This window comes from Microbacterium sediminis (assembly GCF_004564075.1).
Classification (GTDB): Bacteria; Actinomycetota; Actinomycetes; order Actinomycetales; family Microbacteriaceae; genus Microbacterium; species Microbacterium sediminis.
In genome coordinates this window covers 2,444,536-2,459,067 of record NZ_CP038256.1, presented here as the reverse complement: position 1 = coordinate 2,459,067, position 14,532 = coordinate 2,444,536, and the positions used below count along the sequence as shown (strand labels likewise).

9 protein-coding genes are annotated in these 14,532 nt (G+C 69.7%); all 9 read left to right on the top strand.

The features are described 5' to 3' along the window. The first annotated feature begins 310 nt into the window (after positions 1–310). The 9 genes from rpoB to E3O41_RS11745 all read left to right on the top strand — a co-directional run bounded on the left by rpoB (position 311) and on the right by E3O41_RS11745 (position 14,532). Positions 311–3,805, top strand: coding sequence for a DNA-directed RNA polymerase subunit beta (gene rpoB / locus E3O41_RS11785; protein ID WP_067025334.1), 3,495 nt, complete (start codon positions 311–313; stop codon positions 3,803–3,805). Between the two features lie 42 nt (positions 3,806–3,847). Continuing rightward, entirely contained in the window at positions 3,848–7,723 is a 3,876-nt protein-coding gene (rpoC, locus tag E3O41_RS11780) for a DNA-directed RNA polymerase subunit beta' (protein ID WP_067024883.1), read from the top strand. A 284-nt stretch (positions 7,724–8,007) separates the two neighbouring features. Further along, complete coding sequence (locus tag E3O41_RS11775) at positions 8,008–8,949, top strand: ABC transporter ATP-binding protein (protein ID WP_067024881.1); 942 nt, start codon at positions 8,008–8,010, stop codon at positions 8,947–8,949. Then, entirely contained in the window at positions 8,946–9,815 is an 870-nt protein-coding gene (locus E3O41_RS11770) for an ABC transporter permease (protein ID WP_067024878.1), read from the top strand. The genes E3O41_RS11775 and E3O41_RS11770 overlap by 4 nt, the downstream gene beginning before the upstream one ends. Then, positions 9,812–10,630 (top strand): ABC transporter permease, encoded by an 819-nt coding sequence (locus E3O41_RS11765; RefSeq protein ID WP_067024875.1) that lies wholly within the window; start codon positions 9,812–9,814, stop codon positions 10,628–10,630. Before E3O41_RS11770 ends, E3O41_RS11765 begins: the two co-directional genes overlap by 4 nt. 120 nt (positions 10,631–10,750) lie before the next feature. Further along, positions 10,751–11,959 carry a hypothetical protein gene (locus E3O41_RS11760; RefSeq protein ID WP_067024872.1) on the top strand — a complete coding sequence of 403 codons (1,209 nt, stop codon included), beginning with the start codon at positions 10,751–10,753 and terminating at the stop codon, positions 11,957–11,959. A 70-nt stretch (positions 11,960–12,029) separates the two neighbouring features. Further along, on the top strand, positions 12,030–12,503 hold the full coding sequence (locus E3O41_RS11755) for a hypothetical protein (protein WP_067024869.1): 474 nt from the start codon (positions 12,030–12,032) through the stop codon (positions 12,501–12,503). Between the two features lie 123 nt (positions 12,504–12,626). After that, a complete protein-coding gene (locus tag E3O41_RS11750) occupies positions 12,627–13,277 on the top strand; it encodes a spermidine/putrescine ABC transporter substrate-binding protein (protein WP_135012437.1) in 651 nt (216 codons plus the stop codon). Positions 13,278–13,446: 169 nt separating this feature from the next. Further along, positions 13,447–14,532, top strand: a complete 1,086-nt coding sequence (locus tag E3O41_RS11745; protein WP_240482306.1) for a serine/threonine-protein kinase — start codon at positions 13,447–13,449, stop codon at positions 14,530–14,532.

Sequence of the window (14,532 nt, the reverse complement as noted above, 5' to 3'; positions counted from 1 at the left end):
TGGGTCACTCAGCACCCGCCTCGCTCGCTCGACCCGTCTCGGCGACCGAGGCCACCACGGCAGCACCCAGCGCGCGGTTATACCGCCGCGAAACGCGATCGTCAAGCATTCGGCTGGACATGGCGCGTCGGAGGGTCTACAGTGGGAAGTTGCGCTCCCTGGATTCCCCCATGCCCTCAAATGGTGGTCGGCTGGCGCTTTGATCCCCGCAGATGATGGCGGGTCGATTGAGGCGGTGGATCCGGAGACGCACCTCACCTGTCGACAAGGAATCTAGTAGCCCCTCACCGGGCTCATGGAGGTCATCCCCTTGGCTGCTGCGCGCAAGTCCGCATCTCCCACCACTGTAAAGAACGGACGCGTCGCATCGCGTCTCTCGTTCGCCAAGATCCACGACACGCTGACCGTCCCGGACCTGCTCGCCCTGCAGACCGAGTCGTTCGACTGGCTCGTCGGAAACGACGCCTGGCGCTCGCGCCTCGAGGCGGCGCTCGCCGAGGGCCGCACCGACGTCCCGGAGCAGAGCGGACTCGAGGAGATCTTCGAGGAGATCTCGCCGATCGAGGACCTCTCGGAGACGATGCAGCTGTCGTTCACCAACCCGTACCTCGAGCCCGAGAAGTACTCCATCGAGGAGTGCAAGGAGCGCGGCAAGACCTACGCGGCCCCGCTCTACGTCGAGGCCGAGTTCATGAACCACCAGACCGGTGAGATCAAGACCCAGACGGTCTTCATGGGCGACTTCCCGCTCCAGACCGACAAGGGCACGTTCATCATCAACGGCACCGAGCGCGTCGTCGTGTCGCAGCTGGTCCGTTCGCCCGGTGTGTACTTCGACAAGACGCCCGACAAGACCTCCGACAAGGAGATCGTCTCGGCGCGCATCATCCCGAGCCGCGGTGCGTGGCTCGAGTTCGAGATCGACAAGCGCGACCAGGTCGGCGTGCGCATCGACCGCAAGCGCAAGCAGTCGGTCACCGTCTTCCTCAAGGCCCTCGGCCTGACCACCGAGGACATCCAGCGCGAGTTCGCCGGCATCGCCTCGATCGAGGAGACCCTCGCCAAGGACACGATCCTCACGCAGGAAGAGGCGCTGCGCGACATCTACCGCAAGCTGCGTCCGGGCGAGCAGGTGGCCGCCGAGGCCGCGCGCTCGCTGCTCGACAACTTCTACTTCAACGCCAAGCGCTACGACCTGGCCAAGGTGGGTCGCTACAAGATCAACCAGAAGCTCGGTCTCGACCGCCCTCTGAGCGACTCGGTGCTGACCGTCGACGACGTCGTCGCGACGATCAAGTACCTCGTGCGCCTGCACCGCGGCGACACCTCGTTCGAGGGCGTCCGCAAGGGCCAGAAGGTCGAGATCCGTCTCGACGTCGACGACATCGACAACTTCGGCAACCGTCGCATCCGCGCCGTCGGCGAGCTGATCCAGAACCAGGTCCGCACGGGTCTGTCGCGCATGGAGCGCGTCGTCCGCGAGCGCATGACCACGCAGGACATCGAGGCGATCACGCCGCAGACCCTGATCAACGTGCGCCCCGTCGTCGCCGCGATCAAGGAGTTCTTCGGCACGTCGCAGCTGTCGCAGTTCCTCGACCAGAACAACCCGCTGTCGTCGATCACGCACAAGCGCACGCTGTCGGCCCTCGGCCCCGGCGGTCTGTCGCGTGAGCGCGCGGGCGTCGAGGTCCGCGACGTCCACCCGTCGCACTACGGCCGCATGTGCCCGATCGAGACGCCGGAAGGCCCGAACATCGGTCTGATCGGCCGCCTCGCGACCTTCGGCCGGATCAACTCGTTCGGCTTCATCGAGACCCCGTACCGTCGCGTCGTCGACGGCAAGGTCAGCGACCAGATCGACTACCTCACGGCTGCCGAGGAGGAGAACTTCATCATCGCGAACGCGGGTGCGGCCCTCAAGGCCGACGGCTCGTTCGCCGAGAAGCGCGTGCTGGCCCGCCAGCGCGGCGGTGAGGTGGACCTCGTCGACGTCGAGGAGATCGGCTACATGGACGTCTCGCCGCGCCAGATGGTGTCGGTCGGGACGTCGCTCATCCCGTTCCTCGAGCACGACGACGCCAACCGCGCCCTCATGGGTGCGAACATGCAGCGCCAGGCCGTTCCGCTCATCGAGTCGGAGGCCCCGGTCGTGGGCACGGGCATGGAGTCGTACGCGGCCGTCGACGCCGGTGACTCGATCATCGCGGAGAAGCCGGGCGTGGTCCTCGAGGTCTCGGCCGACTACATCTCGGTCCAGCTCGACGAGGGCGGCACGCAGGACTACTTCCTGCGCAAGTTCGACCGCTCCAACCAGGGCAACAGCTACAACCAGCGCGTGATCGTCTCGGCGGGTGAGCGCGTCGAGGCCGGTCAGGTCATCGCCGACGGTCCCTCGACCGAGACCGGCGAGCTCGCCCTCGGAAAGAACCTCCTCGTCGGCTTCATGTCGTGGGAGGGTCACAACTTCGAGGACGCGATCATCCTGAGCCAGAACCTGGTCAAGGACGACACCCTCACCTCGATCCACATCGAGGAGTACGAGGTCGACGCCCGCGACACCAAGCTCGGCAAGGAGGAGATCACCCGTGACCTCCCCAACGTCAGCCCGGAGCTGCTGAAGGACCTGGACGAGCGCGGCATCATCCGCATCGGCGCCGAGGTCCGCCCCGGCGACATCCTCGTCGGCAAGGTCACGCCGAAGGGCGAGACCGAGCTCAGCGCCGAGGAGCGCCTGCTCCGCGCGATCTTCAACGAGAAGAGCCGCGAGGTCCGCGACACGTCGCTGAAGGTGCCCCACGGTGAGCAGGGAACCGTCATCGCGGTCAAGGAGTTCAACGCCGAGGAGGGCGACGACGAGCTGGGCTCGGGCGTCAACCGCCGCGTCGTGGTCTACATCGCCCAGAAGCGCAAGATCACCGAGGGCGACAAGCTCGCCGGCCGCCACGGCAACAAGGGCGTCATCGCCAAGATCCTCCCCGTGGAGGACATGCCCTTCCTCGCCGACGGCACGCCGCTCGACGTCATCCTCAACCCGATGGGTATCCCGGGCCGCATGAACTTCGGTCAGGTGCTCGAGACCCACCTGGGCTGGATCGCCAAGCAGGGCTGGAAGATCGAGGGCAACCCGGAGTGGGCCGTGCACATCCCCGAGGACGCCCGCGAGGTCGCCCCCGGCACGAAGCTGGCCACCCCGGTGTTCGACGGCGCGACCGAGGAGGAGATCCAGGGTCTGCTCGACTCGACGCTCCCCACGCGCGACGGCGAGCGCCTGATCGACCGCTCGGGCAAGGCGCAGCTGTTCGACGGCCGCACCGGCGACCCGTACCCGGCCCCGATCTCGGTCGGCTACATGTACATCCTCAAGCTGCACCACCTGGTCGACGACAAGATCCACGCGCGTTCGACCGGTCCGTACTCGATGATCACCCAGCAGCCGCTCGGTGGTAAGGCGCAGTTCGGTGGTCAGCGCTTCGGTGAGATGGAGGTGTGGGCCCTCGAGGCCTACGGTGCCGCGTACGCGCTGCAGGAGCTCCTCACCGTCAAGTCGGACGACATCCTCGGCCGCGTGAAGGTGTACGAGGCGATCGTCAAGGGCGAGAACATCCCCGAGCCGGGCATCCCCGAGTCGTTCAAGGTGCTCATGAAGGAGATGCAGTCGCTCTGCCTGAACGTCGAGGTCCTCTCGGCCGACGGCACGACGATCAACCTCCGCGACACCGACGACGAGGCGTTCCGCGCCGCCGAAGAGCTCGGCATCAACATCTCCAGCCGATTCGAGTCCGCCTCGATCGACGAGATCTGATCCAGCCAGCCGATTCAAAGATTTCCCTACAGGAGACATCAATTGCTCGACGCAACTACTTTCGATGAGCTTCGCATCGGCCTGGCGACCGCCGACGACATCCGTCGCTGGTCCTTCGGTGAGGTCAAGAAGCCCGAGACGATCAACTACCGCACCCTGAAGCCCGAGAAGGACGGTCTGTTCGGTGAGCAGATCTTCGGCCCCTCGCGCGACTGGGAGTGCGCGTGCGGCAAGTACAAGCGCGTGCGCTTCAAGGGCATCGTCTGCGAGCGCTGCGGTGTGGAGGTGACCAAGAGCTCCGTCCGTCGCGAGCGCATGGGCCACATCGAGCTCGCCGCGCCCGTCACGCACATCTGGTACTTCAAGGGCGTGCCCTCGCGCCTGGGTTACCTGCTCGACATGGCGCCGAAGGACCTCGAGAAGGTCATCTACTTCGCCGCCTACATGGTGATCTCGGTCGACGCCGAGGCGCGTCACCGCGACATGCCCAGCCACGAGAACAACCTCCGCCTCGAGATCAAGACGCTCGGCGACCGCCGTGACGCCAAGATCGCCGAGCGCCTTCAGAAGCTGGAAGACGAGCTCGCGGCCCTCGAGGCCGAGGGCGCCAAGGCCGACCAGAAGAAGAAGGTCAAGGACGCCGCCGAGAAGGAGATGACGACGATCCGCAAGCGCGCGGACGAGTCGATCGCCCGTCTCGAGCGCGTGTGGGAGGAGTTCCGCAACCTCGAGGTCGGCCAGCTCAAGGCGGAGGACGACGTCTTCCAGGAGCTGCAGGACCGCTTCGGTCAGTACTTCGAGGCCCTCATGGGTGCGGAGTCGATCCAGCGCCGCCTCGCCGAGTTCGACCTGGCCGCCGAGGCCGAGTCGCTGCGCACGCAGATCGCCGAGGGCAAGGGCCAGCGCAAGATCCGCGCGATCAAGCGCCTCAAGGTCGTGCAGTCGTTCCTGACGACCGGCATGTCGCCGGCCGCCATGGTCCTCGACGTCGTCCCGGTGATCCCGCCGGAGCTGCGCCCGATGGTCCAGCTCGACGGTGGCCGCTTCGCGACCTCCGACCTGAACGACCTGTACCGCCGCGTCATCAACCGCAACAACCGCCTGCGTCGCCTCATCGACCTCGGTGCCCCCGAGATCATCGTGAACAACGAGAAGCGCATGCTGCAGGAGGCCGTCGACGCGCTGTTCGACAACGGCCGCCGCGGTCGTCCCGTCACGGGCACCGGCAACCGCGCCCTGAAGTCCCTGAGCGACATGCTCAAGGGCAAGCAGGGTCGCTTCCGCCAGAACCTGCTCGGCAAGCGCGTGGACTACTCGGGCCGTTCGGTCATCGTGGTCGGCCCGCAGCTCAAGCTGCACCAGTGCGGTCTGCCCAAGCAGATGGCGCTCGAGCTGTTCAAGCCGTTCGTCATCAAGCGCCTGATCGACCTCGGTCACTCGCAGAACATCAAGGCCGCCAAGCGCGCCGTCGAGCGCACGCGTCCCGAGGTGTGGGACGTGCTCGAGGAGATCATCCGCGAGCGCCCCGTGCTGCTCAACCGCGCCCCCACGCTGCACCGCCTGGGCATCCAGGCGTTCGAGCCGCAGCTCGTGGAGGGCAAGGCGATCCAGCTGCACCCGCTCGTCTGCGCGGCGTTCAACGCCGACTTCGACGGTGACCAGATGGCCGTGCACCTGCCCCTGTCGGTCGAGGCCCAGGCCGAGGCGCGCATCCTCATGCTCGCCTCGAACAACATCCTCAAGCCGTCGGACGGCCGCCCGGTGACCCTGCCCTCGCAGGACATGATCATCGGTCTGCACCACCTGACCACCCTCAAGGAGGGCGCGAAGGGTGAGGGCCGCGTGTTCGGCTCGGTCGCCGAGGCGCAGCTGGCCAAGGACGAGGGCACCCTCGACCTGCAGGCCAAGGTGCGCATCCGCATCCCGGGTCTGACGTTCCTCGAGGGCCAGGCGCCCGAGGGCTACGAGACCCACGGCCTCGTCGACACCTCGCTCGGCCAGGCGATCTTCAACGACCAGCTGCCGAAGGGCTACCCCTTCGTGCGCGAGCAGGCCGACAAGGGCAAGCTCTCGCAGATCGTGAACAAGCTGGCCGAGGAGTACCCGAAGGTCGTCACGGCGGAGACGCTCGACAAGATCAAGGACGCCGGCTTCTACTGGGCCACCCGCTCGGGTGTCACCGTGGCGCTCAGCGACGTGCTCACCCCGCCGAACAAGCGCGAGATCGTCGCCAAGCACGAGAAGCTCGCCGAGAAGGTCAACAGCCAGTACGCGAAGGGTCTCATCACCGACGCCGAGCGTCGCCAGGAGCTCATCCAGGTCTGGACCGAGGCCACGGACGAGGTCCAGAAGGCGATGCGCGACAACTTCCCGGCGGACAACACCATCAACCGCATGGTGACCTCGGGTGCGCGTGGTAACTGGCTGCAGATCCGCAACATCGCGGGTATGCGAGGCCTGGTGAACAACCCGAAGGGTGAGATCATCCCTCGCCCGATCATCTCGTCGTACCGCGAGGGTCTGTCGGCGGCGGAGTACTTCATCGCCACGCACGGTGCCCGCAAGGGTCTGGCCGACACCGCTCTGCGTACGGCCGACTCGGGTTACCTGACCCGTCGTCTCGTGGATGTGTCGCAGGACGTCATCATCCGCGAGGAGGACTGCGGCACCACGAAGGGCCTCGAGTACCCGATCGCGGCGTTCGACGCGAACGGCACCCTGGTCAAGGACGCCAACGTCGAGAACGCGGTGTTCGCCCGCACGCTCGCGACCCCGGTCGTGGCGGAGGACGGCACGGTTCTGGCCGAGGCGGGCTCGGACGTGGGCGACGTGCTCATCGACAAGCTCGTCGAGGCGGGCGTGGAGTCCATCAAGGTGCGCTCGGTGCTCACCTGCGACTCGGCCGTCGGCGTCTGCGCGCAGTGCTACGGCCGCTCGCTGGCCACCGGCAAGATCGTCGACATCGGCGAGGCCGTGGGCATCATCGCCGCCCAGTCGATCGGTGAGCCCGGCACGCAGCTGACGATGCGTACCTTCCACACCGGTGGTTCGGCCTCGGCCGACGACATCACGCAGGGTCTGCCCCGCGTGCAGGAGCTGTTCGAGGCCCGCACCCCCAAGGGCGCGACCCCGATCGCCGAGGCCGACGGCCGCATCACCATCGAGGAGACCGACAAGCAGAAGAAGGTCATCCTCACGCCCGACAACGGCGACGAGGTGAAGGTCTACCCGGTCCTGAAGCGTGCGACGCTCCTCGTCGAGGACGGCCAGCACGTCACGGTCGGTCAGCCGCTCCAGGTCGGCACGCTCGACCCGAAGGAGATCATGCGCGTGCAGGGTGCCCGCGAGGTGCAGAAGTACCTCGTCGGCGGCGTGCAGGGCGTGTACCGCTCGCAGGGTGTGCCGATCCACGACAAGCACATCGAGGTCATCGTGCGCCAGATGCTGCGCAAGGTCACCGTCGTCGACCACGGCGAGACCGACCTGCTGCCCGGTGAGCTGGTGGACATCAAGCGCTACCAGGAGATCAACCGTGCGGCCGTGGCCGAGGGCAAGCGCCCCGCGTCGGGTCGTCCGGAGCTGATGGGTATCACGAAGGCGTCGCTCGCGACGGAGTCGTGGCTGTCGGCCGCGTCGTTCCAGGAGACCACCCGCGTCCTCACCGAGGCCGCGCTCCAGGGCAAGCGCGACCCGCTCGTCGGCCTCAAGGAGAACGTGATCATCGGAAAGCTGATCCCCGCCGGCACCGGCCTTGCGAAGTACCGCAACGTCGTGGTCGAGGCGACGGAGGAGGCGAAGAGCGAGCGGTACCCCAACCGCATCTTCGCCTCGGACGGCGCCTTCGCCGAGGGCGACTACGGCTTCGTCGACTTCGACGCGTTCTCGTCGGACGACTTCACCCCGGGTTCGTACAACTGATTGAGGCGAGAGCCGAGCGAGCTTGCTCGCTCGGCCGAGCCGATTGAAGTTGTTGAGCGACGGAGTCGCGAACACAACTGATCCATCGGTGAACGCCTGAAAGCGGCTCCCGGCTTCGGCCGGGGGCCGCTTTCGCGTGTGCGGGTGGCCCCGGACCACGAGCTGTCCCCACCCCGGCTCGTCGACCGAGCGAAGCGAGCGGAGACGGCTCGAGCGAGCGCAGCGAGTCGAGAGCGCGAGGCCGCGACCCGCGCGTGTCGGACCCCGCCGCTACAGTGAGCCAGGTGACCTCCGCCGTGATCGCCGCCGATGGCCTGCGCAAGACCTACCGCGTCAAGGGCAAGCCCGACTTCGTCGCCGTCGACGGGCTGTCGTTCGAGGTGGCGCCGGGCGAGTCGTTCGGCCTCCTCGGGCCCAATGGCGCGGGCAAGTCCACGACGATGAAGATGATCGGCGCGGTGTCGTCGCGCTCGGGCGGCGAGCTGTCGATCCTGGGTCTCGACCCCGACCGCCACGGCCCCGAGATCCGCTCGCGGCTGGGCGTGGTGCCGCAGCAGGACAACCTCGACGGCGAGCTCAACGCCCGCGAGAACCTCTACATCTACGGCCGCTACTTCGGCCTGCCCGGCCGGGAGTGCGCGCGCAAGGCCGACGAGCTGCTCGCGTTCGCGCAGCTCGAGGACAAGGCGCGCTCCAAGGTCGATCAGCTCTCCGGCGGCATGAAGCGCCGGCTCACGATCGCGCGCGGGCTCATCAACGACCCGCGCATCCTGCTCCTCGACGAGCCGACGACCGGGCTCGACCCGCAGGCGCGGCACGTGCTGTGGGATCGCCTGTTCCGGCTGAAGGAGCGCGGCACCACGCTCGTGCTCACCACGCACTACATGGACGAGGCCGAGCAGCTGTGCGATCGGCTGATCGTCGTCGACAAGGGCCGGATCATGGCGGAGGGCACGCCCGCCTCGCTCATCCGCGAGCACTCCAGCCGCGAGGTGCTCGAGGTGCGGTTCGGCTCCGACCAGAACCAGCAGGTCGCGCCGCGGCTGGAGGGCATCGGCGACCGCGTCGAGGTGCTGCCCGACCGCGTGCTCATCTACGCCGGCGACGGCGAGGCGGCGCTCGAGCAGGTCACGGCCCGCGGGCTCGAGCCGATCACGAGCCTCGTGCGCCGCTCGAGCCTCGAGGACGTCTTCCTGCGCCTGACGGGAAGGTCGCTGATCGAATGAGCGGCACGATCGCGCACCCGGGGCTCGACGAGCTCCGCGAGGAGGCCCTCGCATGGGGCCGGAAGCCGCGCGCCCGCGGCACCTGGTACGTGGCCGAGCACATGCTCCGCGCGATGCGGGCGTACGGCTGGACGATCGTCGTCGGATCGTTCGGGCAGCCGATCCTGTACCTGCTGGGCCTCGCCGTCGGGCTCGCGGCGCTCATCCAGGTGCCGATCTCCGACGGCGGGCGCGACGTGCCGTACCTGCTCTACGTGGCGCCGGCGCTGCTCATGACGGCCGCGATCAACGTGGCCTCCGAGGAGTTCACCTACCCGGTGCTCGCGGGCTTCAAGTGGCGCCGGTACTTCTACGGCTTCAACGCCTCGCCGCTGTCGTCGCGGCAGATCGCGGTGGGCGTCGTGGTGGGCGCCGGCGCGCGCATGATCCTCACGCTCGTGCTGTACATGGCGTTCGTGCTGGCCTTCTTCGCGTCGCTGCACCCCGGGGCCACGCAGGTGGCGACGGCCTGGCTGATGGCGCCGATCGGCCTGTTCGGCGGGCTCGCGTACGGCAGCGTGCTGCTGGCCTACGCCGGATCGATCGAGGACGACCGCGGGCAGCTGCAGCTGATCCAGCGCTTCATCTTCATGCCGATGTTCCTCTTCTCGGGCACGTTCTATCCGCTCGCGACGCTGCCGCTGTGGCTGCAGTGGATCGGGTGGGTCTCGCCGCTGTGGCACGCCTCGGAGCTCGGGCGCATGGTGGCCTACGGCAAGCCGGCCGAGGCCGGGATGGTTGCGATCCACCTCGGCTACCTCGGGCTGCTCACGATCGGCGGCCTGTGGCTGGCGGGCCGCGTCTTCACGAAGAGGCTGGCCTCGTGACCGCCGTGCAGACCGCCCCGCCCCGCACCGGCGGCGTGCGCGCGCTGTGGGCGGGCAACCCGTTCGCCGTCGTGCAGCGGGGGCTCATCGCGGCGCGCTCGTCGAGCTGGGCGATCGTGCTGTCGGGCTTCTTCGAGCCGGTGTTCTATCTCGCCTCCATGGGGATCGGCCTGGGCTCGCTGATCGGCGAGGTGCAGACCTCGCAGGGCGGCGAGGTGCCGTACGCGGCGTTCATCGCGCCCGCGCTGCTGACCGTCTCGGCCATGAACGGCGCGATCTACGACTCCACGTGGAACGTCTTCTTCAAGCTCAACTACGGCAAGCTCTACGAGGGCATGCTCGCCACCTCGCTCGGTCCGCTCGACGTGGCCCTCGGCGAGATCCTCTACGCGCTGCTGCGGGGCCTGCTCTACGCCACCGGCTTCATGCTGATCATGCAGCTGCTCGGGCTGAACCTGGCGCCGACGGCGATCCTGGCGTTGCCGGCCGTGCTGCTGGTCGCATTCGGCTTCGCGAGCCTCGGCATGGCGATCACGAGCTACATGAAGACGTTCCAGCACATGGACTGGATCAACTTCGTGCTGCTGCCGATGTTCCTCTTCTCGGCCACGCTCTACCCGATCGACATCTACCCGGCGTGGATCCAGAGCGTGATCATGGCATTCCCGCTGTGGCACGGCGTCGAGCTGGTGCGCGGCCTGACCACGGGCGCGCTGAGCGTCGGCATGCTCTGGCACGTGCTGTACTACGTCGTCATGATCGGCATCGGCCTGGTGTTCACGACCCGGCGGCTGCGGGCGCTGTTCCTCGACTGACGCGGATGTGCGCCCTGCCGGCGTGTCGTGCGCGGGTCGCGGCGAGGCTCCCGGGCAGCGGCGGGCAGCCGCGGTACCCTCGCGCAGAGGGGATCCGCCCCGCCGTGAGGAGTGCAACGGATGAGCGACCAGGACGACAAGACCGTCCCGACCGCGCCCGATGAGGCGAACGCGGCCGAGACGCCCGCCCCGCGCGACGCGGAGGCCTCGCCCGAGGGTCGCCCCTCGGCCCTCGCCGATGCGCTCGGCGAGGACCCCGACGCCTCGGTGTCGGACGTGACCGCGCCCGCGCAGACCGCCGCCCCGATCGGCGACGAGCCCGTTGCCGAGCCGGCCGCCGACGCGCGCGCCGCCTCGAGCGAGACCCAGGCCGCCGACCCGTCGGCGGTTCCCGCCGCGCCCGCCGCCGAGCCTGCCGCGAGCGAGCCGGCCCCGGCCGAGCCCGCCCCGGCGGAGCCCACCCCGGCCGAGCCCGCCGACGCGCCCGCCGCGAAGCCCGAGCCCGACTACGCCGCCCTCGCGGCCGAGCTCGACGAGCTCGAGGCCCGCCACGGCGCCGTGGGCGGCGCGGAGCCCGCGGCCCCCGCCGAGCCCTCCGGCGCCGCGACCGGAACGGCCGCCGCCGCGGGTGCCGCCGCGGCCGGATCGAGCCCGTGGTTCGAGCGCGCCGACGAGACCCAGACCTTCCGCGCGACCGAGCCCGAGGCCGCGCCGGCGGTGACGGCCAGCGAGCCCGTCGTTGCCCCCGCCGCCGCGCCCGCGCCGGCACCGCAGCCCGTGTTCGTCGAGGCGCCCGAGCCCCCGACCAAGCGGGGCAACCGCGGCGCCGTGGGCCTGATCGGCCTCGTCGCGGCGATCGTGTTCGCGCTGCTCACCTTCGCGGTGCGGATCGGCTTCGGGGCGCTCGAGGGCGACGTGTCGTTCGACAACATCGCCGACGCCTCGATCGAGATCGCCACCTCGTGGACGTTCTGGATCCCCGTCGTCGCGTTCTTCCTCGCGTTCTGGCTGATCGGCGCGCTCATCAACAACGGCCGCTGGGTCGCCTGGGTGCTGCTGGGCTTCTTCGTGGGCCTGGTCGCCTACGCCGGCCACGTGTTCGCGCCGGTGCTGGCCGGTCCGTTCTGGTGGCTCACGCAGAGCGAGGGCATCGCGCTGATCGAGGAGAACCTGCTCACGCCGTTCTCGATCGCCGCCTTCATCATCGGCCGCGAGGTCACCATCTGGTTCGGCGGCTGGGCCGCCAAGCGCGGCGCCCGCATGAACGCGCTCAACGCCGAGGCCCAGGCCGAGTACGACAAGACGCTCGAGGCCGGCCCCGCCGCCTGAGCGACGCACACCCCTCGCGAGTCTCCGCCCCGTCCTGGCCGCCGCCGGCGACGGGGCGGAGACTTGTCTCATGACCGACGATCAGCGCCTGCCGCCGGGGATCCTGCTCGCGTTCGCCGCGGTGGCCTACGGGGCGCTCGCGATCTGCATCACCGGCTTCGCGAGCCTGATCACCGACACCGACGTGATCGCCGTGCCCGGCCTCGGCCCGGTGCCCGGCGCGCTGGCGGTGCTCGCGTCGGTGCTCGTGTTCGCGGCGATGCTGTGGCCGGTCCTGCGGGTGGCGCGACCGGCGTTCACGGGCGTGATCCCGGTGGCGCTCGCGACCGCGCTGGCGCACCTCGCGTCGCTGTGGCTGCTCGCCGTGGTGTTCGGATCCGGGCTGGCGCGCGCCACGGCGGCGGTCGCCGGCGCGATCACCGGGTGGACCGCGCCGGCGTTCCTGCTGGCCGCGGTGATCGCCGCGTGGGGCGCGATCGCCGTGCGCCGCACGGCCGCCCGCCCGCCGAAGTGGCCGTGGGAGACCCACCCCGACGACGAGTGACCGGCGCTCCCCGAGACCGCATGTTCGCGCCGAGACGGCACCTGCGCGCCGAAACAGCGGCGCGCGCACCCGGTTTCGGCGCAAACATGCGGTCTCGCGGGGCGGAGCACCTACCCTGAGACCGTGGAGCGCTCGCTCGATGCACAGGTCAACCAGGCGGTGGACGCCTGGTTGCGGTGGCTGCCGCGCTGGGAGCCGGCCACCCACCGCGGCCGCGCGGCGCCCTGCCGGCGGTGCCTGGGCTCGCCGGTGCTGTCGGCGGCGGGGCTCGGCGGAGACGTGCCGCACGGCGTGCAGCACGGCCTGAGCACGCGGATCAAGACGATCGTCGATCGCGCCGTCGCCGAGTACACGGCCAAGAACCTGCCGATGCTGCAGCGCGAGCTCGATCAGCAGGCGGCCCGCAACCGCTCCCGCAGCTACCGCCCGGCCGAGGGACTCGACCCGGAGTTCGAGGGGCTGCCGCTCGACCCCGACCCCGTGCCGGGCGCGCCGTTCCTCTTCACGATCGAGGGGCTCGCGAGCGAGGCCGAGCAGGAGGTGCCGAGCCTGCCGCCGCTGAGCGAGGAGGCCAAGGCCGCGCTGCGGCAGGAGGTGGGCCTCGCCGACGAGTACGCCAACCTCGTCGGCCGCGAGATCTGCGGGCTGCTGCTGCAGCACCGCCTGCGCATCCAGGCCGCCGTCGCCGAGTTCGTGGAGCCCCAGATCGAGGCCCTGCTCGCCGATCTCACCCGCCAGCTCGACGCGCCCTTCGACCCGCGCGACTTCGCCTGATCGGGCCGGTGATCCGTGCCCGTGCCCTCGGTCTGCCGCGTGTGCGGACCGGGCCGCGGGCGTTGTTACGATAATCGAGCCCACCCGCGGCATTCGCGGGACGGGCGTGCGCGTTCTGCAGACGGCCGGGGGAGGGCGATTGGCTGAACGACTCCCCGCACAGCCTCCTGTGCTTCCGGGACTCAACTACGTGCGACCCCTCGGGTCGGGCGGCTTCGCCGACGTCTACCTCTACGGGCAGGACATGCCGCGCCGCGAGGTGGCGGTGAAGGTCCTCCCCGACTCGCTGCACACCCCCGAGCTCGTGCGCATGTTCAACGCCGAGATCGACGTGCTCGCGCGGCTGGCGACGCATCCGTCGATCGTCACGATCTACGACGCGGGTCTCGCCCCCGACGGTCGCCCGTACATCTCGATGGAGTACTGCCCCGCCTCCTACGCGAAGCGGTACCGCCAGGAGCGGATCCCCGTGCACGAGGTGCTCGAGGTGGCCGTGAAGATGGCCAGCGCGCTCGAGACCGCCCACCGCTCGGGCGTGATCCACCGCGACATCAAGCCCAGCAACATCCTCGTGACCGGCTACGGCACCCCGGTGCTCGCCGACTTCGGCATCTCGGCATCGATCGCCGGGGCCGCGCGCGCGAGCATGGCGCTGTCGGTGCCGTGGTCGGCGCCCGAGGTCGTGCTCGAGCAGAGCGCCGGCACCGTCGCGAGCGAGGTGTGGGGCATCGCCGCCACGATCTACTCGCTGCTGGCCGGCCGCAGCCCGTTCGAGCGATCGGACCGCGCCGAGAACTCGCGCGAGCACCTCACCCGCCGCATCGCGCGCGCCGCCTACACGCCGATCGGCCGCGGCGACGTGCCGCCCGCGCTCGAGGCGGTGCTGCAGCGGGCCATGAACCGCGAGCCGTCGCGGCGCCAGCAGAGCGCGCTGCAGTTCGCCGAGGACATCCGCGCCGTGCAGGCGGCCGCCGGACTCGTGCCGACCCCGGTCGAGGTGCGCGTGGAGTCGTACCGGCCCTCGTCGCGGCTCGACCTCGACGACACCGCGGCCCGGTGGGCGCAGCGGCCGTCGGTGGCGTACCCGACCACCCGCAAGTACCAGCCCAACGCGCCGCTGCACCGCGACGAGGACGGCACCGTCACGACGATGCCGCGCCGGCGCCGCGTGGTGTGGCCGTGGTACGTGGCGGGCGGCGCGGGGCTGATCGCCGTCGGCGCCGCGGCGGCGTGGCTGATCGGCACGGTGATCTGA